General features: G+C 47.2%; 25 protein-coding genes. 17 read left to right on the top strand and 8 right to left on the bottom strand.

Annotated elements, in window-relative coordinates; translation table 11 throughout:
- The first annotated feature begins 2 nt into the window (after positions 1-2).
- From NFR43_RS01840 to NFR43_RS01830, 3 genes are all read left to right on the top strand, one after another.
- A complete protein-coding gene (locus NFR43_RS01840) occupies positions 3-1988 on the top strand; it encodes an ABC transporter ATP-binding protein/permease (RefSeq protein ID WP_251545893.1) in 1986 nt (661 codons plus the stop codon).
- A 164-nt stretch (positions 1989-2152) separates the two neighbouring features.
- Entirely contained in the window at positions 2153-3586 is a 1434-nt protein-coding gene (locus NFR43_RS01835) for an APC family permease (protein ID WP_251545891.1), read from the top strand.
- 106 nt (positions 3587-3692) lie between these two features.
- Positions 3693-4157 (top strand): arginine repressor, encoded by a 465-nt coding sequence (locus NFR43_RS01830; protein ID WP_251545889.1) that lies wholly within the window; start codon positions 3693-3695, stop codon positions 4155-4157.
- A gap of 56 nt (positions 4158-4213) precedes the next feature.
- Here NFR43_RS01830 and NFR43_RS01825 read toward each other — a convergent pair whose 3' ends face one another.
- Both NFR43_RS01825 and NFR43_RS01820 read right to left on the bottom strand, forming a co-directional pair.
- Complete coding sequence (locus tag NFR43_RS01825; RefSeq protein ID WP_251545887.1) at positions 4214-4516, bottom strand: ArsR/SmtB family transcription factor; 303 nt, start codon at positions 4514-4516, stop codon at positions 4214-4216.
- An 83-nt stretch (positions 4517-4599) separates the two neighbouring features.
- A complete protein-coding gene (locus NFR43_RS01820) occupies positions 4600-6495 on the bottom strand; it encodes a LysM peptidoglycan-binding domain-containing protein (RefSeq protein ID WP_251545885.1) in 1896 nt (631 codons plus the stop codon).
- 343 nt (positions 6496-6838) lie between these two features.
- On the opposite strand from NFR43_RS01820, the gene NFR43_RS01815 reads away from it, so the two are divergent.
- The 3 genes from NFR43_RS01815 (at position 6839) to NFR43_RS01805 (ending at position 10622) form a co-directional block, all read left to right on the top strand.
- Positions 6839-8056, top strand: a complete 1218-nt coding sequence (locus tag NFR43_RS01815) for an MFS transporter (RefSeq protein WP_251545883.1) — start codon at positions 6839-6841, stop codon at positions 8054-8056.
- Between the two features lie 19 nt (positions 8057-8075).
- Positions 8076-9533: a sucrose phosphorylase gene (gtfA, locus tag NFR43_RS01810; RefSeq protein ID WP_251545880.1), complete on the top strand. Its 1458-nt coding sequence runs from the start codon at positions 8076-8078 to the stop codon at positions 9531-9533.
- A 144-nt stretch (positions 9534-9677) separates the two neighbouring features.
- On the top strand, positions 9678-10622 hold the full coding sequence (locus NFR43_RS01805) for a LacI family DNA-binding transcriptional regulator (RefSeq protein ID WP_251545876.1): 945 nt from the start codon (positions 9678-9680) through the stop codon (positions 10620-10622).
- Positions 10623-10670: 48 nt separating this feature from the next.
- On the opposite strand, the gene NFR43_RS01800 is transcribed toward NFR43_RS01805, so the two are convergent.
- Positions 10671-10859 carry an LBP_cg2779 family protein gene (locus NFR43_RS01800; protein ID WP_006917425.1) on the bottom strand — a complete coding sequence of 63 codons (189 nt, stop codon included), beginning with the start codon at positions 10857-10859 and terminating at the stop codon, positions 10671-10673.
- Between the two features lie 164 nt (positions 10860-11023).
- Here NFR43_RS01800 and NFR43_RS01795 point away from each other — a divergent pair, with 164 nt between their 5' ends.
- Complete coding sequence (locus tag NFR43_RS01795; protein ID WP_251545874.1) at positions 11024-11647, top strand: LVIS_2131 family protein; 624 nt, start codon at positions 11024-11026, stop codon at positions 11645-11647.
- 104 nt (positions 11648-11751) lie between these two features.
- A complete protein-coding gene (efp, locus tag NFR43_RS01790) occupies positions 11752-12309 on the top strand; it encodes an elongation factor P (protein WP_251545872.1) in 558 nt (185 codons plus the stop codon).
- A gap of 60 nt (positions 12310-12369) precedes the next feature.
- Here the strand turns inward: efp and NFR43_RS01785 are convergent, their stop codons facing one another.
- On the bottom strand, positions 12370-13002 hold the full coding sequence (locus tag NFR43_RS01785; RefSeq protein WP_251545869.1) for an NAD(P)H-hydrate epimerase: 633 nt from the start codon (positions 13000-13002) through the stop codon (positions 12370-12372).
- 74 nt (positions 13003-13076) lie between these two features.
- Here NFR43_RS01785 and NFR43_RS01780 point away from each other — a divergent pair, with 74 nt between their 5' ends.
- Complete coding sequence (locus NFR43_RS01780; protein WP_251545867.1) at positions 13077-13421, top strand: DUF7671 family protein; 345 nt, start codon at positions 13077-13079, stop codon at positions 13419-13421.
- Between the two features lie 90 nt (positions 13422-13511).
- Positions 13512-14318 carry a glutamate racemase gene (gene murI / locus NFR43_RS01775; RefSeq protein WP_251545865.1) on the top strand — a complete coding sequence of 269 codons (807 nt, stop codon included), beginning with the start codon at positions 13512-13514 and terminating at the stop codon, positions 14316-14318.
- 180 nt (positions 14319-14498) lie between these two features.
- On the opposite strand, the gene NFR43_RS01770 is transcribed toward murI, so the two are convergent.
- Positions 14499-14861, bottom strand: a complete 363-nt coding sequence (locus NFR43_RS01770; protein WP_456085672.1) for a DUF488 domain-containing protein — start codon at positions 14859-14861, stop codon at positions 14499-14501.
- Between the two features lie 54 nt (positions 14862-14915).
- On the opposite strand from NFR43_RS01770, the gene NFR43_RS01765 reads away from it, so the two are divergent.
- The 6 genes from NFR43_RS01765 to NFR43_RS01740 are packed head-to-tail and all read left to right on the top strand — an operon-like array spanning position 14916 to position 20622.
- A complete protein-coding gene (locus NFR43_RS01765; protein ID WP_251545863.1) occupies positions 14916-15545 on the top strand; it encodes a DNA-3-methyladenine glycosylase in 630 nt (209 codons plus the stop codon).
- Between the two features lie 3 nt (positions 15546-15548).
- On the top strand, positions 15549-16700 hold the full coding sequence (locus NFR43_RS01760) for an ATP-binding protein (RefSeq protein ID WP_251545861.1): 1152 nt from the start codon (positions 15549-15551) through the stop codon (positions 16698-16700).
- Between the two features lies 1 nt (position 16701).
- Positions 16702-17886, top strand: a complete 1185-nt coding sequence (locus tag NFR43_RS01755) for a vWA domain-containing protein (protein ID WP_251545860.1) — start codon at positions 16702-16704, stop codon at positions 17884-17886.
- A complete protein-coding gene (locus NFR43_RS01750) occupies positions 17883-18170 on the top strand; it encodes a hypothetical protein (protein ID WP_251545858.1) in 288 nt (95 codons plus the stop codon). The genes NFR43_RS01755 and NFR43_RS01750 overlap by 4 nt, the downstream gene beginning before the upstream one ends.
- A gap of 40 nt (positions 18171-18210) precedes the next feature.
- Positions 18211-20109, top strand: a complete 1899-nt coding sequence (locus NFR43_RS01745) for a M13 family metallopeptidase (RefSeq protein ID WP_251545856.1) — start codon at positions 18211-18213, stop codon at positions 20107-20109.
- A gap of 6 nt (positions 20110-20115) precedes the next feature.
- Positions 20116-20622, top strand: a complete 507-nt coding sequence (locus NFR43_RS01740; protein ID WP_251545854.1) for an O-acetyl-ADP-ribose deacetylase — start codon at positions 20116-20118, stop codon at positions 20620-20622.
- A gap of 57 nt (positions 20623-20679) precedes the next feature.
- Here the strand turns inward: NFR43_RS01740 and NFR43_RS01735 are convergent, their stop codons facing one another.
- From NFR43_RS01735 to NFR43_RS01725, 3 genes are all read right to left on the bottom strand, one after another.
- Entirely contained in the window at positions 20680-21915 is a 1236-nt protein-coding gene (locus NFR43_RS01735) for an L-lactate MFS transporter (RefSeq protein WP_456085671.1), read from the bottom strand.
- A 173-nt stretch (positions 21916-22088) separates the two neighbouring features.
- Positions 22089-22556, bottom strand: a complete 468-nt coding sequence (greA, locus tag NFR43_RS01730) for a transcription elongation factor GreA (protein WP_251545852.1) — start codon at positions 22554-22556, stop codon at positions 22089-22091.
- A 12-nt stretch (positions 22557-22568) separates the two neighbouring features.
- Complete coding sequence (locus NFR43_RS01725) at positions 22569-23510, bottom strand: phosphoglycerate dehydrogenase (protein WP_251545850.1); 942 nt, start codon at positions 23508-23510, stop codon at positions 22569-22571.
- Between the two features lie 79 nt (positions 23511-23589).
- Between NFR43_RS01725 and NFR43_RS01720 the strand changes: the two genes are divergently transcribed.
- Positions 23590-23919, top strand: coding sequence for a hypothetical protein (locus NFR43_RS01720; RefSeq protein ID WP_251545848.1), 330 nt, complete (start codon positions 23590-23592; stop codon positions 23917-23919).
- Positions 23920-23983 lie beyond the last annotated feature (64 nt).

Below are 23983 nucleotides of genomic sequence, written 5' to 3'. Positions count from 1 at the left end.
CCATGGTATTTTTAGAACTACACCAGATTTTCAAATCTTATTTCCTGGGAAATGATGAATTTCCCGTTTTAAAGGGAATCGATTTGAACTTTGATAAGGGCGAATTTGTCTCGATTCTTGGAGAATCTGGTGGTGGTAAATCAACCTTGATGAACATCGTCGGGGGGCTCGATCGTGAATTTGATGGTCAAGTCATCGTTGACGGTAAGGTGCTGGACCACCGAAATGAAAAGCAACTTGACGAATACCGCCGATCCACAATTGGTCATATCTATCAATCATACAACCTCATCCCGCACCTGACCGTGCTGGATAACGTGTTGGTATCACTGGACATGACCACATTGTCTGCTGCTGAAAAGAAGGCCCGGGCAGAAGGTTTGCTGAAAAAAGTGGGCCTTGCAGATCAAATTCGGAAGTACCCGAAGCAACTTTCCGGTGGTCAAAAGCAACGGGTGGCGATTGCCCGTGCGCTGGCCAGTGATCCCCAAATCATTATCGCTGATGAACCAACGGGCGCCCTGGACTCCAAAAACACGCAAGAAGTTCTCGAATTAATGGATGAAATAGCCAAAGACGGGAAATTAGTGATTGCGGTCACGCACTCCTCAGAGGTGGCCAATCACGGGACCCGGATCGTCCACATGGAAGATGGGAAAATTGATCGTGACGAACACCTAAAGGATCCATACCCGATTCCGGAAGATCCCACCCACATTCAAGCCCAGAAATTGCCAGCTCGTGCCAGCTACAGCTTTTCGTTTAAGCATTTGATGTATAACTTCTGGCGGAATTCCTTAATTATGCTAGGGGTCGCCATCGGCCTCTTTGCCGTGATGATCTTTAGTGGCCTGGGTAACGGGGTCAACGGTTATATTCAAGACCAAGTCAACTCGATTGCCAATCCCCGGGTGATCCAAGTTCTTAAAAACACGACCGGAAAAAAGATGAACCAGCAGGAATTATTGGAGACCTTCCAAAATATTGCTGGTGATCCGCAAGCGGGCTTGATTGATAACCAACAAGTTCAACGGGTGGCCAAGTTAAAGGGTGTCCAAAGCGTCGAAAAGGGTTACACATTGCCAACGTATCGTTTAGAGCTTACTAGCAGTGGGAAAACCCAAAGTGGCTCGAGCCTTAGCACGTGGAACGCGATGGATAAAAAGAGCTCTTTGAAGAAGGGGCACGCGCCAAAACAAGGCGAAATCGTGATTGGCAAACAAGAAGCTGCCCAGTTTATGGGAGCGAAAAACTACCAAAAGATTATTGGTAAAAAGATGACCCTGTCCTTTAACTGGGTCGACGGGAATGGCCAACCGGTTGCCATCAGTGTGCCAGTGAAAGTCGTTGGCCTCGTTGATAGTTCGACTGCCGGTGGTTCAGCTGTAAACTACGAAACGATTCGTCAGGCAATAAAGAAACAAAACGCTGATGACCGGCCAAACTTCCTCGCGGTCAAGGTCAAGAATTTTAATCAAGTGCAAACGGTGGCCAACAGGATTGATGGCCTCCGGTCTGGTAACAAACGGATCTTTGGTTCAATCACCGTTGGCTCCATGTTAAAGCGGATTAACCGTTACGTGAAGTTGGCTTCCAACGTCCTGTCTGGCGTGGCGGCTGTCTCGTTACTGGTTTCGGCCCTCATGATCATCGTGACGATGTACATGTCAGTCTCCGAACGGACGAAGGAAATCGGGATTTTACGGGCTCTGGGTGAACGGAAGGTTGATATCCGCCGGTTGTTCACATCGGAATCGATTTTAATCGGTCTCTTCGCGGCGGTCTTAGCGTTAGTCATTACATTGTTGGCCACGTGGGGAATCAACAGCGCCCTGTATGGATTGATTAAGTACAATATCATCCAATTAACGGTCGGTAACGTCATTTTTGCCTTTGTAGCGGCGTTGGTCATTTCCTTCTTGGCCGCATTACTGCCGGCACGGCGGGCAGCTAAACTGAACCCAATTGAGGCCTTGGCAGCTGATTAAACGCCAGCTTATTACTACGGTTGTTGACTAATGATGGTCAACGACCGTTTTTGGTTTGCAGTCGCTAAATAAAAATGGTAGAATTATGAGAATTGAATAAGAATTCTATAAGAATTGCCGTGTGAGAACCCGGTTTTCACAAAATATCCATGGGAGAGATGCATATGAATATTTGGAAGAGAATTACCATGAAGGAAGATCCCAGTACCTACGAGGTCAAGGATGCCCATTTGGCGCGAACGCTGCGTGTTCGTGACTTCCTAGGCTTGGGGGTCGGAACGATTGTGTCGGCTTCGATCTTTACCCTGCCAGGGGAAGTGGCCGCCCAGCACGCTGGCCCGGCCGTCATCATTTCGTTTATTTTAGCAGCCATCGTTGCCGGCCTGGTTGCGTTTGCCTACGCTGAAATGGCCGCCGCCATGCCCTTTGCCGGTTCTGCTTATTCTTGGATTAACGTTATTTTTGGGGAATTTTTCGGTTGGATTGCCGGTTGGGCACTCCTAGCTGAATATTTCATCGCCCTCGCGTTCGTTGGCTCCGGGTTGTCGGCGAACTTCCGGGCATTGATTGCCCAGTTCGGGGTGACCTTACCAAACTCACTTTCCAATACCTTTGGAAACAACGGGGGGATTGTGGACCTGGTTTCAGTCGTCGTCATCATTGCCGTGGCCTTGCTGATTGCGCAAGGGGTTTCTGGGGCTGCCCGGGTGGAAAATCTGCTGGTCATTTTGAAGGTTTTTGCCATTCTCTTGTTCGTTGTCGTGGGGGCCGTTGCCATTAAAAAGGCGAACTTTATTCCGTTTGTTCCTAAGTACCGAATGACTTCTAACGGGGCCTTTGGTGGTTGGCAAGGAATTTACGCCGGGGTTTCCATGATTTTCCTGTCATATATCGGTTTTGATTCCATCGCTGCTAACTCTGCGGAAGCCATCAACCCACAAAAAACGATGCCCCGAGGAATTTTGGGCTCACTGTTGATCGCGGTGGTATTGTTCGTGGCCGTTAGTTTGGTCTTGATCGGTGTAATGCCGTACACGAAATACGCTAACTCTGCTGAACCAGTTGGGCTGGCACTGCGGGCAATTCACCACCCAATGGTGGCCGTGGTTGTCCAAACAATCGCCGTTGTCGGGATGTTTACTGCCTTGATCGGAATGACCCTGGCCGGTTCACGGTTGATCTACTCATTTGGTCGTGACGGAATGTTGCCAAAATGGTTGGGTAAGCTAGATGATAAGAAACGGCCAAACCACGCCCTGTTCGTATTGACTTGTGGGGCGGTCCTGATTGGGGCCTTCTTCCCATTCGCCTTCCTGTCACAATTGATTTCTGCCGGAACGTTGATCTCCTTCATGTTCGTTTGTTTGGGAATCTATGCATTGCGGAAGCGTGAAGGGAAAGATATCCAGGATCCGGCATTTAAGATGCCATTCTACCCAGTTATGCCAGCACTGGGCTTTGTCGCTGCTCTGTTGGTCTTCTTGGGCTTGAGTACAGACGCTAAGATTTACGCCGGCTTCTGGTTCCTGGCTGGATTAATTATCTACTTCGTCTATGGAATTAGCCATTCTGCGCTTAGCAAACGTTCAAAGAATTAATTAATAAAAGAAGGGTGGGTGAGTTTTTTCTCAGCCGCCCTTCTTTTTTGCATGAAAGTGGTTTAATATTAGATATTATGAATGATTATTCAAAGGAGAATCAAATATGAACCATCGTGACCGGCGTAAATTAATTCTGGACCTGATTAACAATCACCGGGTGAATACCCAGGAAAAGCTGTTACAGCTATTGGCAGAGCGGGGAGTTAACGCCACTCAGGCCACCGTCTCACGTGATATTCATGCATTAAATATCGTGAAGGTGAGTGATCAGGCGGGACAGGCCTACTATGCACAGCTCCAGGTAGATAATGAAGATCAGCACCAACGATTATATGATGCTATCCATGATAATGTGGAAGATTGCACAGTGGTGCAGTTCATGAACGTTATCAAAACCACGCCGAATTCGAGCTTTGCGACCGTCTTGGCCGGTTTACTTGATGATAGCGACCTGACCGATATCGTGGGGACACTCGCTGGTAATGATACGTTGATCACCATTAGCAAGACGAACGAAAGCGCCAATGCCATTGGTCGTCTGATTCATGATCATATGGCGAATAAATAATAAAATCCGGGTAAACGTGCTTGGCACACTTACCCGGATTTTTGAATGCACTAATTCTAAAAGTCGTTAATTCCGCCCATCGCGTCAGCAATTAAGGTCATGACCGTTGGATTATCTAATTTATATACGATTTGTTTCCCATGGCGTTCATAACTAACACAGTTATACTCCTTCAGAAGTTGCAACTGATGCGATACTGCGGATTGCTCCCAATTCAAAGCCGTACTGATTTGTGACACTGTCATGGAATGCTGAATGAGTAGGTAAAGGAGTTGGAGGCGCTTGGTATGACCTAAAATTTTAAAGAGGGAACTGACCTCATTTAGATCGTCTAGATTGGATAGTTGATAGTTAATCATTTGCCGAAACCTCTTTAACTAAAACCAAAAACGAATCTTTACGTATATAAATTATAAATCTATTTTTGACTAATTCGCTAGAATTACAAAGCGAGTCGTTGGCCGACGTAAATAGTATATGGCGCTTGAATGCCGTTTCTAGCAGCTAACGTCGTCCAGCTAATTCCGTAGTTAGCGGCGATGCCGGAGAGGGTGTCGCCGCTCTTAACAACGTAGTTACAACGGGAACTAGATGACACTCTGGCAGCACTAGTGCTGCTACCACTAATTTGAAGAACTTGACCAACGTAAATCGTATTTGGATTGGAAATGTTATTACGTTGCGCCAAGGCTTCATAGGTGGTGCCGTATTGAGCAGCAATCCCCGAAAGGGTGTCGCCGCTCTTCACGGTGTAGGTGCCGGTGCCAGTCGTAGTCGTATTGGAACTACTGGAAGTCGTCGTTGTTGAACTACCAGAAACCTTTAAGACTTGGCCAACCCGAATTAAGTTTGGATTCGACAAGTTATTCAATTGCGCCAAGGTTTCATAAGTGGTGCCAAATTGACTGGCGATGGATGACAGGTTATCACCGCTTTGGACGGTGTAAGTGCCAGTGCTGGTCGTGGTTGTCGTTGAAGTGTTAGTGCTAGTGCCCGCGCTAAGCTGCAGAACTTGACCCACGTGGATCAGGTTCGGGTTCGACAAGTTATTTAATTGGGCTAATGACTGCCAAGTCGTCCCGAATTTGTTGGCGATCCCGGATAAATTATCGCCACTTTGGACGGTGTAACTAGTGGCCGTCGTTGTCGTGGAGCTTCCCGTGTTAGTGGAAGTTGAGGGGGTCGTCGTCGTGGTCGTTGAATTTGAGGAACTAGCTTGCTTAACCAAGAGACGTTGACCAACATAGATCCGGTTTGGGTTCGAGATGTCGTTTAATTGTGCTAACGTTTGAACAGTTGTCGCAAATTCACTCGCAATCCCGGAGAGGGTGTCACCACTTTGGACGGTGTAGTAACCAGAATTATCAACGCTGGAACTGTTCCCATTGTTACCCTTATTAGTAATTACTGGTTGGGCACCAGAAAGGGCAATCGTGTCTAATTGGGTCAGATTGTAGGTTTGAATTAAATTAATTAACGAGCTGGCGTAGCTTGGGTCAGTTGCGTAACCATCAGCTTGAAGTTTTCTAGCAACACTGGCGTAGTTTGTGTCACCAAGTAAGTTACTGTAACGGCTGTTGCTGTACAGGAAGTTTCCGTGGTCTTCAACTGATTCGGAGTTGTTAGCGTAGGCCCGGAAGGCGGCGTTAACGTAAACGGAGCGACCGTTATACACTTCCCGGGTTGACATGGTCACGGAATTGCCATTGTAGGAACCCTTGATCCCGAAGAGGTTGTGAGCTTCGGTCGACAATGTTGACGTTCCCCAGCCACTTTCGAGGATCGCTTGCGCAACGGTTACAGAAGGCAGGACACCATATTTGTTCCAGCCTTCGATGGCTCCGCTAGCGACACTTTCAATAAAGTTTTGCTGCTTAGCACCATTACTAAAGTGGATAGCACTAATGTCAGCTTGGGTGTTGGCAGTTGGTGTTTGCACGAAGTTGACAACGGCCTTTTCTGAAGCTGTTGAAGCAGTGTTGGTAGTATCGGATGAAGTCGTCGTATCAGTCGTTTGGGCAGCGGTACTGTTGGTTTGAGAACTAGTATTATCATCAGTGTTGCTCTTGAAGTTGACACTCGCCGCAGCGGTTGCAGAACTCGTGCTTGCTGATGAATTGTCATTCGTTTGACTGGCACCACCATTAATGGCAACTTGGCTGTCATTGTTATTCGTATTGCCGGTATTATTGTTCGTATCGGATGATTGGCCATTGGTATTGCTGGTTTGACTATCGGCGTGGGCAGTCATGGTGCCAGCAGCCAACATGGTCAAAGCTGCGACGCTCGCAAACATCCAATTCCGACCGTTCTTATACATTTTGGAGTGATTGGTCATTACTGAAGTCTCCTTTGAAATAGAATAATTAAGAAATTTAAGAATCTTAATAAATTCGTAAGATTTCTAAACAATTAAAATTTAGCATTATCTCAAGATTTGGTCAAAGAATTTTATCAAAATTTACAAAAAAATTTTTCAGGTGAAAAATACAACGTTGCGGTCCGAAAATTCGTCAAATAGACACATAAAGTTATGTAATTGTTTATCGCTTGACCCAGTTCAAATTTTTTCAAGAAATAATTTTGATAAACGTTTGACATTTTATTTGAAGATTGCTATATTCTTATGTGAATTAATGAGCTTTTGTCATTAATATCTTGGGATTTAATGAGGTTTTATCATGCAGAATAAGAATTCGATGATTACAAAATTGGCATTCTTGTCAGTTTCCTTCATGTTAACGAGTGCTTATGCCGTGCAAAGTGCTTTACCACAATTAAAGGCTTCATTGCACGTCACACAGACTCAATCGGAGTATTTAGCAACGACCCCATCCTTTGCCGTGATGATTTTCGTGATTTTGTCACCACTTTTACAACAGTGGTTCAAAATTTCTGATAAGAAAATGATCATGATTGGGGTCACGATTGTTGGGGTGATGGGATTAGTACCATTCTTTAACATTCGTAGTTACCCAATCATTCTGGCTTCACGGTTATTGCTAGGTGCCGGTTATGGATTGTATAATTCACAAGCGATTTCCATGATTTCAGTCTGGTATGAAGGGAGCACCCGGGCGCAAATGCTGGGGTGGCGAGCTGCTGCCGAACAGATTGGTCAAGCCTTTACCCTCTTCGTAGCTGGTTTGCTGTTAACGGCGAGTGGCTGGCACGCCTCGTTCCTGGTTTACGCCTTGGCCTTCGTTGTTTTGATCTTCTTTGGTCTCCGGGTTCCGGATGATTCCAAGGCTGACAAATCAGCTTCTGATCAAGCAGAAGAGGCGACTGAAGATTTACCAGCTGAGGATGAGATCCAAAAGACCAGCCCAACGGTGTACCTGTTAGTCCTCTTTGCCTTCTTATTAGTTGTGGACTACGTTGGGATGGAAAACCGGTTCCCCGGTTTAGCCGTTAATATTCGTGGTGCGCAATACACCGGTGCTTCCAATTTCTTATCGTTGATGTTAATTGGAGCCACACTCGGTGGGCTCTTCTACGGCTCGATTCAAAAGCGGTTAGGATTTGGGACGGTTTACCTGGGATTAGGATTGATGGCCCTCTCCAATTTCCTGTTCTACTTTGCTGGATCGAATTTCGTCTTATTAGTCATTGGGTTATTATTAATTGGGTTCCCACTCCAATTAGTTTCACCATTGATCTTTAATTTATTGCCAGGGTTAGCGCCAGCGAAGCGTCAACCAATGGTCACATCGTTGGTTCTGATTGGTTTTAACTTTGGGGCCTTTTTCTCCCCATCGATTGCTGAATGGACCAACCATTTGATGGGCCAACCAACCAGTGGTTATGGGCTGGCTGCTCCATTCCTCGTTTACGGGATTGGGTTGCTAGTAATTGCCGTCATTATCTTTGTTGCTACTCGTCGTCATGCCACTAAGTAAAATTTTGGAGGATTAGATTATGCCAATTCAAAATAAAGCAATGTTGATTACTTACTCCGATTCTATGGGTAAGAACATTAAAGAAACTCACGAAGTCTTAAACAAGTATATTGGGGACGCCATTGGTGGGGTGCACCTGTTGCCATTCTTCCCATCCACTGGTGACCGTGGCTTCGCGCCATACCGTTATGACGTTGTTGACTCCGCCTTTGGTGACTGGAGCGACGTTGAAGCATTAGGTGAAGATTACTACCTGATGTTTGACTTCATGATTAACCACATTTCCAAGAAGTCTGAAATGTACCAAGATTTCAAGAAGAAGCATGATGATTCCAAGTACAACGACTTCTTTATCCGTTGGGAAAAGTTCTGGGAAAAGGCTGGTAAAGATCGGCCAACCCAAGAAGACATTGATATGATCTACAAGCGGAAGGACAAGGCTCCAGAACAAGAAATTGACTTCGATGACGGTACTAAGGAACACCTCTGGAATACGTTTGGTGAAGAGCAAATCGATATCAACGTCAAGAGCAAGGTCGCAAACGAATTCTTTAAGGAAACCTTGATCGATATGGTGAAGCATGGGGCTGACATGATCCGTTTGGATGCCTTTGCTTACGCGGTGAAGAAGGTCGGCACGAATGACTTCTTCGTTGAACCAGAAATTTGGGACTTGCTGAATGAAGTTCAAGATATCTTGGCTCCATACAAGGCCATCATTTTGCCAGAAATCCATGAACACTACACGATTCCACAAAAGATTTCTGCACACAACTTCTTCATTTACGACTTCACCTTACCAATGACCACTCTCTACACTCTGTACTCTGGTAAGACGAACCGGCTTGCTAAGTGGTTGAAGATGAGTCCAATGAAGCAATTCACTACCCTGGACACTCACGACGGGATCGGGGTTGTCGATGCTAAGGACATCTTGACTGATGACGAAATCGCTTATGCTTCTAATGAATTGTACAAGGTTGGGGCCAATGTTAAGCGGAAGTACTCCAGTGCTGAATACAACAACTTGGATATTTACCAAATTAACTCCACTTACTACTCAGCCTTAGGGGACAACGATAAGTCCTACCTGTTGGCACGGGCTATCCAAGTCTTTGCACCAGGAATTCCAATGGTTTACTACGTTGGTCTGTTAGCTGGTTCTAACGACTTAGACCTCCTTGAAAAGACCAAGGAAGGCCGGAATATCAACCGTCACTACTACACCAAGGAAGAAGTTGCCAAAGAAGTGCAACGACCAGTGGTTAAGAACCTCTTGGAACTGCTCTCCTGGCGGAACAAGTTTGCGGCCTTTGATCTGGAAGGTTCAATTGATGTTGAAACACCAACTGACACGACGATTAAGATCACGCGCAAGGACAAGGACGGTAAGAACGTAGCAGTTCTGGATGCTGACGCTGCTAACAAGACATTTACGATTACTGCTAATGATGAAGTAGTAATGGAACAAAAGTAATTTACAGAAAACACTCTCTTAAAGGGATCTACCTCAATCCCATTCAAAGGGAGCGTCCCAGGAGCAAGGCTTCTGGGACGCTCCCTTTTCTATTGGCTAAAAATTGCGGTATAATAAATTATCTAACAATGGAGTGAATTGAAAATGGTTGCAAAATTAAAAGATGTTGCTGATTTAGCGGGGGTTTCAGTGACCACCGTTTCCCGAGTCATCAATAATTATGGCTCACTAAGTAAAAAAACAATCGCGAAGGTGCATGCCGCAATGCGGGAATTAAACTACCAGCCGAACGCGTTAGCACGGGCCATGCAGGGAAAACCTTCCAAGTTCATTGGGTTGATTTTTCCGAACACGACGAACCCATTTTTTGCTGAGTTAATCAATGATTTAGAATATCGGTTATTCGGTTTAGGGTACAAGACGATCATTGCTTCTTCAGCGGAAAATGAGCAGATTGAGCATGACTATTTGGGGATGTTAATGGCCAATCAAGTGGATGGCATTATCTCTAGTTCGCACAACTTGGGAATTCGTGAATACCAACAAATTTCATCACCGATCGTTTCCTTTGACCGTTACCTGGCGGGAAATATTCCAATTGTCGAATCCGATAACTACCGAGGTGGACAACTGGCGGCGGAATATATTATGAACCATGGCGGTAAAAAAATTGCGGTGATGATTGATGAAGATACGTCGGTTTCCCCAACGCTAAACCGGGTTCAGGGGGCCGTTGATTACCTTACTGAACACCATGCCAACTACACGCCGCTGGATTTGAAGCGGACGAATTTTACTCAGACATTTCCCGGGAAATATGATGCGGTGATTGCTACTAATGATGTTCAAGCCCTGCAAATTCGCAATGTTGCGAAGCGGGCTGGAAAGGTGATTAACCAGGACTTTGTCGTTACCGGGTACGATGGTTCGAAAATGATTCGGACGGTTGCACCAGACTTACCGACGGTGGTGCAGCCAATTGACCAAATTGCGGATGAATTGATTGAAACACTGATGGCTAAAATTAAGGATCCTAAGCAGGATTTGGAGCCCAAACAACTCCCCGTTAGCTTTCATGATCCAGAATAGACAAAAGAAGCGCCCAATTGGGCGCTTCTTTTGTCTTCACGAACGATTTTATTGGTGAGAATCCATAAACCGCCGCAACAAGCCTTCTTCTTCGGGAGTTGCATCGCTGGCTTGTGACTTGATGTCGTGAACCCGTTCTACAGATAATTGGCTACCGAAAGCCATTTCGTTATCGGTCAGGTCGTGGTCCTTTTCGTAGTTAATAATGTCCATTGAAAGGTTATTTCCTTCATCCATTATGAGAAGTCCTCCTTAGTTTAACACGTAATCGTGCCATCAATATTACCATTATAACTGTTTGCCGCGAAAAACGCGAAGAAGAAATGGATTGTGGTACAATTAGGTGACAAATGATAAATTAATTTGACCGCTGCACCAGCGATCAGGAATGGAGAGAACGGATGACTTGGAATTGGTTGGGGTGGCTATTATGGATCGCTGCCGTTGCATTCTTGTGTTACGTAATTCACTATATTCGTGTGAAGCAATTAATGCTCATCGCAAAGACCGGCAAACGATACCAGGGGAGCTTGGTAGTTCGTTATATCATTTTGCTAGTAATTGCCCTCGCATGGTTGTGGGGCATGTGTTACCTATCGTTTTTCAGAACCGTAGATTACCACAATCAAAGCGAAGTTAGCACCAGTGTGAAGTATCAAGCACTTCAACTCACTGAAATTAAGGATGACTATTACTACGTCAAAGTGAACCGGAGTGATTCAGGAAAGCGGCCGGTTGTTTCATATACTTATTGGGCCACTAATAACAATAAGTACATGACCAATTCGCGGTTTGGCTCCATTGCGGACAGTAGTCACTACCTAAGCACTGAGGCGGCCGTTTACCCGTGGAACCGGAAGGCCCTCGCGAAGGAAGACCAGCGAACGAACCACGCCTTTGCCGCAGTCATGACAATCCGTTATAAAAACACCTTATTAAACGGCCTCGGTTGTCGGATTCACCACGTGGCAGAACAATACACTCTGATTCGGGTGCCAGCTTCGAACTTGATCTACCAAAAGTAGTGCGAAGTTCCTGCTGAAAAGTGATTCTAATCTATGATATAATGAAATGCGTATGCCATAGCTTCTGACGGCTATGGAAATTTCGTAAAGAAGGAGTACTTATAATGATTCAAACAATTGATTTGAAAAAGGGTATGGTATTCAAGCGCGATGACAAGTTACTGCGGGTTTTGACGATCAACCACCACAAACCTGGTAAGGGTAACACCTTAATGCAAATGGACATCCAGGATATTCGTTCTGGTTCCATCGTGCACACCACGATGCGTCCTTCCGAAAAGGTTGAACAAGTCAACGTGGATAAGCGGAACACCCAATACCTTTACGAAGAAGGCGACAACTCCGTATTTATGGACCTCGAAAACTACGAACAATACGAAGTGCCTAACACCAACATTTCCGAAGAAAAGAAGTACTTACAAGAAAACATGGAAGTACAAATGGAATTCGTTGGTGGCGAAATCGTTGGGGTTGAATTACCAGCGACTGTGACCCTGGAAGTTACTGATACCCAACCAGAAATCAAGGGGGCAACCATCGATGGTGGTGGTAAGCCAGCAACCTTGAACACTGGTTTGGTTGTAACTGTACCAGCCTTCATCAAGAACGGTGACAAGATCATCGTGAACACCGCAGATGGTGCCTACAAGTCTCGTGCTTAATTGAGACGCAAAAAGGAGCTGAGCATGTGCTCAGCTCCTTTTGTTTACAAATAATTAACTTTACAGATCGTAAGTTCCCATGTCGTTAGCCACGGCAACCTTTCCGGCGGCGTCCTTTCCAGCTCCCTTGGTTAAACCAACTTTGTTATATGCAAAGGTCACGGTAGTGTCTGCCTTCACGGCAACACCCATGACTTCACCAGTATCGGTGTTAATACCGGATGGCATGTCTACTGCCACGACGGGTGCAGCAGAATCATTCATTGCCTGAATGACGTCGACGTAGTGGCCTTGCACTTCGCGGTCAATGCCAATTCCGAAAATGGCATCCACGATCAACGTGGCGTTGGTAAGAACCTGTAAATCCTCAGTTTCAGGAATTTCGTAATACTGGCAGATCTTTTCTTGAGCTTGGTGCTCATTAGAAGCGTGTGCCGGGTTGCCAACGTTGAGAATTTGCACATTCACTCCGGCGATTTTGAGGAGCCGAGCCACGGCCAGCCCGTCACCACCGTTGTTGCCACTGCCGGCAACCACGACAACGTTTTCTTGGTTGAGTGGGTAGGCTGTGAGGATTTCATCACGGACGGCGAGGGCAGCCCGTTCCATCAGGACTAATGACGGAATCCCAATTTCGTTAATGGTGTGTGAATCGAGCTTTTTCATTTCTTCAGCAGTAACAATTTTTTCCATTTAGATGTCCTTTCTTTAATAAATCATTCTAAAATGATACTAACACTAATTTTACGAAATGGTGATGGCGAATAATGAGTAAGAAAAATCAATACGCGGTCCAAAAATTTTATGGACTTCCCGTTGAAAATAATAATTCTGGTGGCTATGAACTCAAAGTTGGTTCAGATGGTGAGGCCAAAATTCATACCTGGCGAACTGGCAAGCATACGAAGGGTAAGTACCGACATCCAGGCCAATTGTTGCTCACTGAAAATAATCTGATGGTGATGATAATAGCTACGGAGCGAATGGCTTTTAAAGACCGGCATAGTGAGGTACCTTGTCAGCGCTTTTTGACGGCAACTGTAGATGCAGATTTACTTGCTGTCGGTCAACAATTATACAGAAAGAGTAAAATCGATAAAGCAGACGTTTAAATTATTCATTCAATTATTTTAGTACGGTTTTATGGAATGCTAAACTGAAAGTGTAGCGAGTAACTATTGAATTAAAAGGAGGTTATTCAAATGGATCAAAGACCAATCGGAGTAATGGATTCAGGAATTGGTGGTTTGTCAGTAGTACGAGTATTACGTGACCATTTGCCACATGAAGCAATTGTGTTCGTTGGTGATCAAGGGCATTTTCCATATGGATTACGCACCCAAGCCGATGTTTGCCAGCTGGCGTTAAATATCGGTAAATATTTGTTAACGCATGACATTAAAATGATGATTATTGCATGTAATACGGCAACTGCTGCATCATTGCCAACCCTTCAAAAGGAACTGCCCATTCCCGTAATTGGTGTGATTAAACCTGGGGCTGAAGCAGCTCTAGCAGAGCCTCATCATGAACGCGTTGGGGTGATTGCAACGGAATCTACTACCAAAGCTGGTGCTTACCCCAAGACGATTCACGAACTGGATCCGAACGTCACGGTGATTAGCAAAGCTGCTCAACCAATGGTGGCAGTAGTTCAGCATAACGAAGTTGGTACCGCTAAAGCACAGACAGTTGTTGATCAAGAACTAGCAATTTTTAAGGAAAAGCCAGTTCAAGTCCTCATCCTGGGGTGTACGCACTTTCCTTTTCTTTCTCGGGAAATTACTAATTTCTTAGGATCTAATGTTACGTTGGTGGATCCAGCGTTGGAAACGGTTAAAACTGCTGCTGAAATGCTGCAAACAACGGATTCATTAAATAACAATACAACCAAAGGAACTTTAACCTTGTACAGTACGGCAGACAATGCTGAATTAGTTCAGGGTGCAGAAAAATGGTTGGCTGGTGATCAATTTACCTGTAATCATGTTGATATTCCAGGAGACTAAAATTATTAAGATAAAACCCGTGGCAGAAGCGTCGCGTATGGCTTCATAGTCACGCTCCCGCAAGCAACAATAGGGCCCCAGCATTTGGCTTTACCGGATGTTGGGGCCCTATTGTTGTGATGCGCTGTTCGTATTACAGATACGTTGGAGGAATTATGTTACAACTTCACTTTATCATTATCATGCCAATTTTTGCTGTAAAAGGGTTTGCAAAATGATGGCTTGGTTGTATTGGGGGTCTTTTGCCCCGTATAATAAAATTACATTTTGGGTAGACAACTGTGTTTTAACCGTAGCTATCAATTGTGTGTAAGCTGGGTTATGTTGTAATTCAGCTAAGTATCGTTGTTGAAATTCAGCAAATTTGTTCGGCTCATGATTAAACCATTGCCGAAGTTCAGGACTAGGTCCGACTTCCTTCGCCCATTCGTCTAAGTGGGCGTTGACTTTGGAGATCCCTCGTGGCCACAAGCGGTCGATAAGAATCCGGTAACCATCTAGGTCAACGGGTTTCGTATAAATTCGTTCAATTTTAATTTCCACGATTAATCACCTCGTTTCTAATGATAGGCTAGTTCACGAAAGGAGTAAACGTTCATGGATGATTATCAGCGATTTTTCACTGGTCGACCTACGACCACGATTGCACAAGACCTGTTAGGTCGCCTGGTCCTTTACCAAGGTGCCTCTGGTACCGTGGGTGGGTTAATTGTTGAAACGGAGGCCTATCTCGGCGAAGACGATTCAGCTTCCCATGCTGCCGGTGGACGCCGCACCCACTATACCGAATCGCTGTACGGTGCACCAGGGACGTTATATATCTACCAAATTCGTTCCCACTATTGTTTTGACATTGTTGTCCAGAACACGGGTGAACCTCACGGAATCCTGCTGCGCGCAATTGAACCGACGGTGAATGTTCAGCAAATGATAAAAAACCGCGGCATGACTGGTGTTAACGTTTCGAACGGCCCGGGGAAATTAATGCAGGCACTGGGAATCCAGGACCGTTCTTTGGATGGTCAACCAATGGCAATTGCGCCACTGAAGATTAAGCTTCAAAAACGGCGGATGCCGCGACAAATCATTAGTGGACCACGGGTGGGCGTTAACCAAGCTGGCAAAAATGCATCAGACCGGTTGCGCTTTTATGTTGCCGGCAATCCGTACGTTTCTAAAATTCGGCAACGGGATGTGGACTCAGAGCATTACGGTTGGAGGGATTAACCGATGGCACTCAATTATCAAGCAATGAAACAAGCAGTGAAAACAGTGATTAAGGCCGGCAACGTCCCTAACTTGGTCGGGGAGGCCGGGATTGGTAAATCCACCTTGGTTAGTGAAGTGGCTGAAGAGCTCGGGGCGAAATTGTTCACCACGGTCGTGAGCTTGGTCGAAAAGGGAGACCTGGCAATCCCGGTCCCACCGTTACGTGACGAGGCGTTTATTAAAACAACCCAGTATGGTGAGTTAGCGAATGTCCAGTATGGTTATTCGGAGACCCTGATTCAGATTATCCAGCAGGCGGAAAGCCATCCGGAGCAACCGATTATCTGGTTCCTCGACGAATTTAACCGCGGCACGGTCGCGGTGCAAAGCGAATTGATGAACCTTGTACTACAACGCCAAATCAATAGTCTGCTCCTCCCGCGCCAGGTTCGAATTGTGATTGCAGAAAACCCGGATGATTCAATGAGTGGCTTTGCTGATACTGAATATGCGGTAACGCCGGCGGATGCGGCCATTAAGGACCGGACCGTCCGCCTAGTGATGGAAGCTTCATTGACGGATTGGCTTCAGTGGGCTTCAACCACGGAAAACGGCCAGCCACGCATTCACCCGTTAGTTCAAGAATATTTGCAAGCCTATCCTGAGTCGTTGACTGGTCCCCGGAATGAGGACTTGTATCCAACTCCACGGGCGTGGGAACGGGTTTCTAAAAACCTGAGTGAGCTCCTGCAATTGGAACAATCACTTCAAGAACAGCTAATGCCGGACGTTTTTAGTGGCGATTTGGGTGCTGAGGTGGGGGTTGCCTTTACGCAGTTTGTGTTGGACAATGGCAATCAACTTACCGCCGATGACTTATTGACCGACCAAGGAACCAAGCAATTTGAACAGTTAGCCGAACCTGACCGGGTTCAGCTTTTGAACCAATTTGTTAGCGACCAATTCACCAAGTTGCCGGAGCCAGCTGTCCTGAAGCATTTGCTAGCAGCCCTTCAAGTAGTTAGTCCAGACGGTCAGTACGCGGTCGTTCAACAATTTGCTAAATTAAGTCACCAGAACCCGACGGTATTAGAAAAATTTTATCAACAAGCCCAACAGGATTCTTTGACTGCAGAATTTTACCAACTGCTCCAAAGGATTGCGGTGATGTAAATTGGATCAACTTCAGAAAGCACAACAACGGCTTACTAACGCCATCATTCAGCTATTAACGACCGACCCGCTGAGTGGGGAAGTTTTGATGATGATTTCCCGGGAAATAATTACCCAGGGGAATTTTTCCTGCGCCTTGCGTTGGCAAAATAATCAATTAACGTTAGTGGCCTGTGCGGAACAAGTGAACCGCCAACGACTGGATGACCTGGTTAATGACCTGCGGCACCAAGCGTTGCACATCATTTGGCAACACCCCCTCCGGTATGCGCAAGAACGGGACCGTTCCCTCGTGAATGTCGCGTGTGACGTCGCGGTTAACCAGTACCTGACCACCCCACCGGCAGGCACGATGACCTTGGCACGGTTGGAACAAATTCTTCACCAGCCACTCCCTGTCCAAGCGGACTCCCAAACCTATCTGCAAATTTTGCGGAATTTAGATCAACGCCAGCAAACGCGGTTAGCAACGGAGCTCAAGAAAAGCCAGGCTTCCACGCAACATCAGGGCTGGTACCAAAATGGTAACCAGCTTATTCGGCAGGGCAACTTAAAGCAAGTGGTCCGTCAGAGTATCCACCATTTAACCGCTCGGCAACGGGGGACGCTTCCCCAGGCTGTCCGTGAAATACTTATGCCCACGTCGCAACACTACCGGCTGCCGTTTCGCCAGGCCTTTTGGCGATTGGTTGGCCAAGTGCCCAGTGGCTACCAGGAATCGCGGGCCCGGTTTAACCGGCGTCAACCCCAACGGTTAGAACTACCTGGCCGTGTTACCAGACTTGTGACCCGGTTGACCGTCTTTGTTGATCAGTCAGGCTCGATGAGTAATGACACCTTGAGCAAGGTAGTTGGTATGCTGAATGAATTAGCTAAGCAGGCAGACATAGAAATGCAAGTCGGTGATTTTGATGCGCAAGTGCAGACGCCACCAAAACCGGTTAACCACCTGGCCGCCTTTGAGCGCCATGGGGGAGGTGGTACGAGCTATCAAGCAGTCTTTGACTATTTAGCTGACCACAATTTTAGTCGCCAGACACCTGTCATCATCGTGACTGACGGCTGGGGTGAGCACAAAATTGACGATCACGGTTACCATCGGGTACTATGGCTGCTGACGAGTCAGGACCACTTATCGGTTCAGCAACCCGTTGGTCAGGTGATTCGATTGGAGGAAGATGAATGAAATTATTACCACCACAAGAATTGCAAATGGTGTTGGATCAGTCGCCAGAATATCGCCAGGCACGGAAGCTTTTACGGCTCGACATTGATGAAGACCCAAACCGACTGTACCACCAACCAGTAAACGCATTAACGGTCCGGTTAGCCCGGACCCTCCAAACTAGTAATTTGATTCAAGGACGGGTTGACTTGAGCGATTATCGTTCAGTGAGTCAACTCGTGGGCCAACATGATCGCTGGTTTTCTGGAGACGCTAAGCGTGAGCTGCTAAAACCTTTTGAGTAGAATCAGGTATAATAGATGAAAAAATGAAGGAGCGATAGCAATGACTGAGATTGATCAAACAGCCATTAAGGAAGATTTATACGAAGCCGTGAACGGTGAATGGCTCAAGACTGCGAAAATTCCGGATGATAAACCGGCAACCGGTGGGTTCAACGACCTGGTTGATGACATTGATAAAAAGCTGATGGCGGACTTAGACAAACTGGTCGAAACGCCAAGCGATGATCCACGCATGCAAGAGGCCACCAAGCTCTATCAGCTAGCGAAAGATTTTAAGCGACGTGATCAGGAGGGGACTCAGCCACTCCAGGACCGCTTGGCAAAGCTGACGGTCTTAAATAGCTATGCGGACTACCAAAAGATTTGGGGCCAACTCATTTTGGAAGGGTCGGCGTCACCCGTTTCGTTTGATATTGATGCGGACATGAAAAACGCCACGGTCTACGCCCTATTTGCAGCGGCACCTGGCCTGATTTTGCCGGAAAAGAGTTACTACGCTAAAGATAATCCACAGGGACCACAACTGTTGAAAATGTGGTCAGAAATGACGAAGAAACTGTTGCAAAAGGTTGGCTATTCTGAAGAGGAAGCCGATGACCTGATTGATGACACAATCCAGTTTGACTCATTATTGGTTCCTCACGTGAAGAGTGCGGAAGAGAGTGCCGACTACAGCAAGATGTATAATCCGCAGAGCTTTGCCGAATTTACTGCCCACACGGCCCAACTGGACCTGGGGGCCGTCATTCAAGAATTAGTTGGAGCTAAACCAACGAAGGTGATCGTGACCGAACCGAAGTACTTTGCGGCATTGAATAGCATTTTGCAGGACCACTTTGCGATCTTTAAGAGCTGGTTGATCGTTAACGAAGTGCTTGGTCAGGCTGGGTTGTTGACTGACGAATTACGGACGATTAGTGGCGAATATGGCCGGGCCCTCTCCGGGAGTAAGAAGCCGGTCAACCAACGGAAGTTTGCCTTTTACCTGACCCGGGGGATTTTTAGCCAGGTCATTGGTGATTACTACGGTAAGAAATACTTTGGCCCCGAAGCCAAGGCCGATGTGACCCACATGGTTAAGCAGATGGTGGACGTTTATAAGCAACGACTGGCCAACAATGATTGGCTCGGCAACGCCACTAAGGAAAAGGCGATTACCAAGCTGAACCACCTGGGAATTCAAGTCGGTTACCCGGACCAAATTCCAGACCTCTACAACCATTTGAAGGTTGATCCAACCAAGAGTTTGTTAGAGAATGTCAATGATCTCGGGGTCGTAGCTAACCGGGAATTATTCAGTCGCTGGAACCAACCGGTGGACCGACTTCGTTGGGAAATGAGTGCGGCGACCGTCAACGCTTACTACCACCCGTTTAAAAATATTATCGTCTTCCCAGCCGCCATCTTGCAGGCGCCATTCTATAGTTTGCAACAAAGCAGTAGTGAGAACTACGGTGGTATTGGGGCCGTGATTGCCCACGAAATTTCCCACGCCTTCGACAATAATGGGGCCCTCTTTGATGAATACGGGAACCTGCACAACTGGTGGACCAAGGAAGATACGGCCCACTTCCAGAAGTTAGCCCAGAAGATGATTGATGAATTTAACGGCTTACCATTTGCTGGCCAAAAGGTCAACGGCAAGCTGACCGTTTCTGAAAATATTGCTGACGGTGGGGGCTTGAGCTGTGCATTAGCTGCGGCCAAGGAAGAGGACAATTATTCCGCCCAAGCATTCTTCATTAACTGGGCGCGGATTTGGCGGATGAAGGCCACGACTCAGTACATGCAACTCTTGCTGTCAATTGATGTTCACGCCCCAAATAAATTACGGGCAAATGTCCAAGCCCAGAATCAGGATGATTTCTTTACCGCCTTTGATATTCACAAAGGTGACGGGATGTGGAAGGCTCCCGCTGACCGGGTCAATATCTGGTGAGCGGCTATGACACAGATTCAAGTGATCCCAGGCGACATCACACAGTTTGCCGGTGACGCGATTGTGAACGCCGCGAACACCACTTTAATGGGTGGCGGTGGTGTGGACGGCGCCATTCACCGAGCAGCCGGTCCGGCCCTCTATGCGGCCTGTGAAAAGTTTCATGGTTGTCCAACGGGGGAGGCCCGGATTACCAGCGGTTTTGCCTTGCCGGCCAAGTACATTATTCACACGCCCGGCCCAGTTTGGCGGGATGGCAGGCATGGGGAACCCGAGTTGTTAGCAAACTCGTACCGGAATAGTTTACAATTAACGGATGAGTACGGGTGCCAAACGGTCGCTTTCCCATCAATCAGTACCGGCGTTTACGCTTTTCCGCTCGACCAGGCCGCGCCAATTGCCATTCGAACAATCCGGGAATTTTTGCGCACGGCGCAGCATGTCCAAACGGTGACGATGGTATGCTTTGATCCCGTCACTGAGCAAGCTTACCAAACAGCTTTGAACGCATAGAAAACTCCTTCAACCGACTGGTAAAGTCGAATTGAAGGAGTTTTTTTATCGCAAATTTTAGTGAGCCGATTCAACAGCTTTGCTGGTCACAAAGCTCTTTTGAATTCGAACCGACACGATCATGGCTAACAGATCAATGATGATAAAGGCAATCAGGGTCACGTAGTAGTTGTGGAGGACTTGGTGCGTCCAGGATAACAGGACGGGGCCCACCATCCCAGCGGCGGCCCAAGCGGTTAGCACGTAACCGTGAATGGCCCCCAATTCCTTGGTACTGAAAATGTCACCAAGGTAGGCGGGAATGACGGAGAATCCGGCACCGTAGCAGGACATCAACAGGCAAAGTGCCACAGCGAAGATGAATGGTTGCTTAAAGAAGATCAAGATGACCAACATGATGACATCAATGATGAAGATGAGGCTATAGGTGAGGGGCCGACCGATGTAATCGGACAAAGTTGCCCAAGCGAGGCGGCCAAAACCATTGAATAAGCCGATAATCCCTACCATCACCGCGGCGGCGGCCGCTGTCATGGAAGTCATGCTCTGGGCCATTGGCGAAGCGGCAGACACAAGGCCAATCCCGGTCGTGATGTTGATGAAGAACATGAACCAGAGGGCAGCAAACCAAGGTGTTTTGACCGCTTGGTTGGCGGTTAAGGATTGGTTCGTGAGGCTGACCCGGGCGGCATTTTGAGCAATCACGGTTGGTAGTTCGTGTGGGTGTGGTTTTCTAATGAATTGGGCCGTGATGATCATGACCACGAAGTAAAAGGTGCCTAAGGCATAAAAGGCGTTTGCTAAACCGATCGTGGTGATCAGGCGAAGTGCTAACGGACCAGTTAACAGGGCTGCAAAACCGAAGCCCATGATGGCTAAGCCGGTTGCTAACCCCCGCTTGTCGGGGAACCAACGGACGATTGTGGAAACGGGAGTGACATAGCCAGACCCCAGGCCCAGACCACCAATGACCCCGTAGGCCAGGTAGAGGAGCCATAATTGCTGGGTTTGGATGGCCAACCCGGTCAGAGCGATTCCGGATCCATAAAAGATGCTTGAGATGGTTCCAACTTTGGCTGGGCCAAACTTTTCAACGAGCCGGCCCATGAAGGCAGCGGACATGCCTAGAAAGAAGATGGCTAAACTAAAGGCAAATGAGACACTCGCTTCTTTCCAACCGGTTTGTTGGGCGATGGGCTTAGTGAAGACACTCCAGGCATAGACCCCACCGATCATGAGGTGAAAAATTACTCCGGCGATGGCAACTCCGTAACGTTTAAGTGGATGTTCCAATTTTCTCTCCTTTATAAAAATACGAACATTAAAATTGAATAGCGAATTATAATTCGTGGTTATAAGGTAACATAAGATTTGACGGATAACAACCACCAAAGTAGAAAAATGGAATAAAAAAGCCAGCGACAACCGTTGATGATCATTGCTGACTTTGTAAATAAAGTTCGTGTTTAACTCACTTCAATGATTTTCACCTGGTAGGTAGAGTCCGGTGACTCGACAGTTACCGTTGTCCCGGCTCCCTGATCCATTAGTGCTTGACCCAAGGGTGAATCAAAGGCAAGTTTTTGGGCCGCCAGGTCCGCTTCCTGCGTCCCCACGAGTTTGTAAGTCACTTGTTCGTGGTCGTCCAAGAATTCAATGGTGACGCTACTTCCCAAGTCAATCGTGCCGTTGGCTTGGGGTTGGACGATTTGAGCGTAGGTGAGTTGCTTATTGAGAAAGCGGAGGCGGCTCTCAAGATGGCGAAGGTCCCGCTTCGCCGTGCTGTATTCCGTATTTTCGGAAAGGTCGCCCAGGGCTCGGGCAGCCTTCAGTCGGGCAATTTTAGTGGGCCGGTCCTTCTTGAGCTCCTCAATTTGTTCTTCAATTTCGTGATACCCTTCCGGGGTCATCTTCTGAAAGTAGATCTCTGCCATGGTAATCCTTCCTTAGAGCTGGTTAACCGGCCACTGTGGCTTTTCGCCCTTGAGGACCCGAACAACTTCGCTTGCCGCATCATGACAACCACGGTCCATTGCGTCGATCGTCCCGCCACCGATGTGTGGGGTGAGGAAGACGTTTGATAGGGTGGTTAATTCATCATCAGTCGGCAGGGGTTCCGTTTGAAAGGCGTCCAAGACAGCACTGTGAATCTGGCCGTTCTTCAGCGCCGCAATCAAGTCATCGTGGTTGACTAGTTGGCCCCGACCAAAGTTGATCAAACTAGCGGTCTCCTTCATCTTGGCAAAGGCGTTCTGGTTCATCATTTCCCGCGTTTCGTCGGTCACTGGAGCACTCAGAGAAACATAATCAGCGGTGCGCAGTAATTCATCAAGGGAAACGGCGGTGCCGACTTCGGGATCTTTGTGGTGGCTCCCGTTATTGACCAGCACCTTCATCCCCAGGGCAGCAGCCTTTTTGGCGAGGGCGTGACCAATTCGGCCGTAACCGATAATGCCCAGTGTTTGGCCCGCAATGTCGTGACCGGCGGTGGCGTGGCCTTCGTCCCAGTGACCATCACGCAAGGCCTGCTGCCGTTGGAACATATCCCGTGAAGTTAGCAAAATTCCTCCCAGGATCGCTTCCGCCACGGAATTATAGTTGGCGTGCGGGGTGATAGTGACCCAAACCCCATGGGCAGCGGCACCTTGTGGATCAATGTTGTTATAGCCCACGCCGACCCGGGCCAAGACTTTCAAATTCGGGGTCTTTTGGTAAGTTGCGTTACTAATTTGGTCAAGCATGACCACCGCCCCTTGAATGCGGTCCGCATACTGAATTAAGGCGTCATTGTTGACGTCCTCGACTTCGATCATTTCAATTCCGGCGTCCCGAAAAACCTGTCGACCGGCTTCTTGGAAAATCTTGGGAATTAAAACTGCTTGTGACATGACAAACTCCTCCTCGTTCTGTGTTACCTTTATTATGATATGATAATCAGTAGAATTCAATTTAAGAAGGGTGAGGAACATGAGTTTAGATGTACCTGAAAACATGGAAGAAGTCGCAATGAAGATTGCGCAATATCAGGTCCGGGGACAAAAAATTACGGAAGAAGAAGTGATCACCACCGCGGTTCAGGGAATTTTACAGGGTTATTTGGATGAAGCCTTGGAAGGGCACTATGACGACGTTAAAATGGCCGTTGATGGCACCCTGGTCGTGACCGATGTGATGGGTGATGAAGCAGGACAAGTTAAGCCGACGGGCGCTGATTGGGTCGCGGACTTTAAGGCGGATGCAGATGCCCTGGAAGAACGCTTTGCTCATGAGGCTCAACGGATCGTTGGTAACCGGTAAAATTAGTTCACGTTTCTAGTTGACATTTGTCAACCAGCCTTGTAAAATTTTACTGATTGAAAGT

This window comes from Limosilactobacillus caecicola (assembly GCF_943192935.1).
GTDB classification, from domain to species: Bacteria; Bacillota; Bacilli; order Lactobacillales; family Lactobacillaceae; genus Limosilactobacillus; species Limosilactobacillus caecicola.
This window is presented reverse-complemented; position numbering and strand designations above follow the sequence as displayed.

Excerpts from the sequence above, each read along its gene's own strand:
- NFR43_RS01840 (WP_251545893.1), top strand. The coding sequence starts at position 3 with ATGGTATTTTTAGAACTACACCAGATTTTCAAATCTTATTTCCTGGGA.
- NFR43_RS01835 (WP_251545891.1), top strand. The coding sequence starts at position 2,153 with ATGAATATTTGGAAGAGAATTACCATGAAGGAAGATCCCAGTACCTAC.
- NFR43_RS01830 (WP_251545889.1), top strand. The coding sequence starts at position 3,693 with ATGAACCATCGTGACCGGCGTAAATTAATTCTGGACCTGATTAACAAT.
- NFR43_RS01825 (WP_251545887.1), bottom strand. The coding sequence starts at position 4,516 with ATGATTAACTATCAACTATCCAATCTAGACGATCTAAATGAGGTCAGT.
- NFR43_RS01820 (WP_251545885.1), bottom strand. The coding sequence starts at position 6,495 with ATGACCAATCACTCCAAAATGTATAAGAACGGTCGGAATTGGATGTTT.
- NFR43_RS01815 (WP_251545883.1), top strand. The coding sequence starts at position 6,839 with ATGCAGAATAAGAATTCGATGATTACAAAATTGGCATTCTTGTCAGTT.
- gtfA (WP_251545880.1), top strand. The coding sequence starts at position 8,076 with ATGCCAATTCAAAATAAAGCAATGTTGATTACTTACTCCGATTCTATG.
- NFR43_RS01805 (WP_251545876.1), top strand. The coding sequence starts at position 9,678 with ATGGTTGCAAAATTAAAAGATGTTGCTGATTTAGCGGGGGTTTCAGTG.
- NFR43_RS01800 (WP_006917425.1), bottom strand. The coding sequence starts at position 10,859 with ATGGATGAAGGAAATAACCTTTCAATGGACATTATTAACTACGAAAAG.
- NFR43_RS01795 (WP_251545874.1), top strand. The coding sequence starts at position 11,024 with ATGACTTGGAATTGGTTGGGGTGGCTATTATGGATCGCTGCCGTTGCA.
- efp (WP_251545872.1), top strand. The coding sequence starts at position 11,752 with ATGATTCAAACAATTGATTTGAAAAAGGGTATGGTATTCAAGCGCGAT.
- NFR43_RS01785 (WP_251545869.1), bottom strand. The coding sequence starts at position 13,002 with ATGGAAAAAATTGTTACTGCTGAAGAAATGAAAAAGCTCGATTCACAC.
- NFR43_RS01780 (WP_251545867.1), top strand. The coding sequence starts at position 13,077 with ATGAGTAAGAAAAATCAATACGCGGTCCAAAAATTTTATGGACTTCCC.
- murI (WP_251545865.1), top strand. The coding sequence starts at position 13,512 with ATGGATCAAAGACCAATCGGAGTAATGGATTCAGGAATTGGTGGTTTG.
- NFR43_RS01765 (WP_251545863.1), top strand. The coding sequence starts at position 14,916 with ATGGATGATTATCAGCGATTTTTCACTGGTCGACCTACGACCACGATT.
- NFR43_RS01760 (WP_251545861.1), top strand. The coding sequence starts at position 15,549 with ATGGCACTCAATTATCAAGCAATGAAACAAGCAGTGAAAACAGTGATT.
- NFR43_RS01750 (WP_251545858.1), top strand. The coding sequence starts at position 17,883 with ATGAAATTATTACCACCACAAGAATTGCAAATGGTGTTGGATCAGTCG.
- NFR43_RS01745 (WP_251545856.1), top strand. The coding sequence starts at position 18,211 with ATGACTGAGATTGATCAAACAGCCATTAAGGAAGATTTATACGAAGCC.
- NFR43_RS01740 (WP_251545854.1), top strand. The coding sequence starts at position 20,116 with ATGACACAGATTCAAGTGATCCCAGGCGACATCACACAGTTTGCCGGT.
- greA (WP_251545852.1), bottom strand. The coding sequence starts at position 22,556 with ATGGCAGAGATCTACTTTCAGAAGATGACCCCGGAAGGGTATCACGAA.
- NFR43_RS01725 (WP_251545850.1), bottom strand. The coding sequence starts at position 23,510 with ATGTCACAAGCAGTTTTAATTCCCAAGATTTTCCAAGAAGCCGGTCGA.
- NFR43_RS01720 (WP_251545848.1), top strand. The coding sequence starts at position 23,590 with ATGAGTTTAGATGTACCTGAAAACATGGAAGAAGTCGCAATGAAGATT.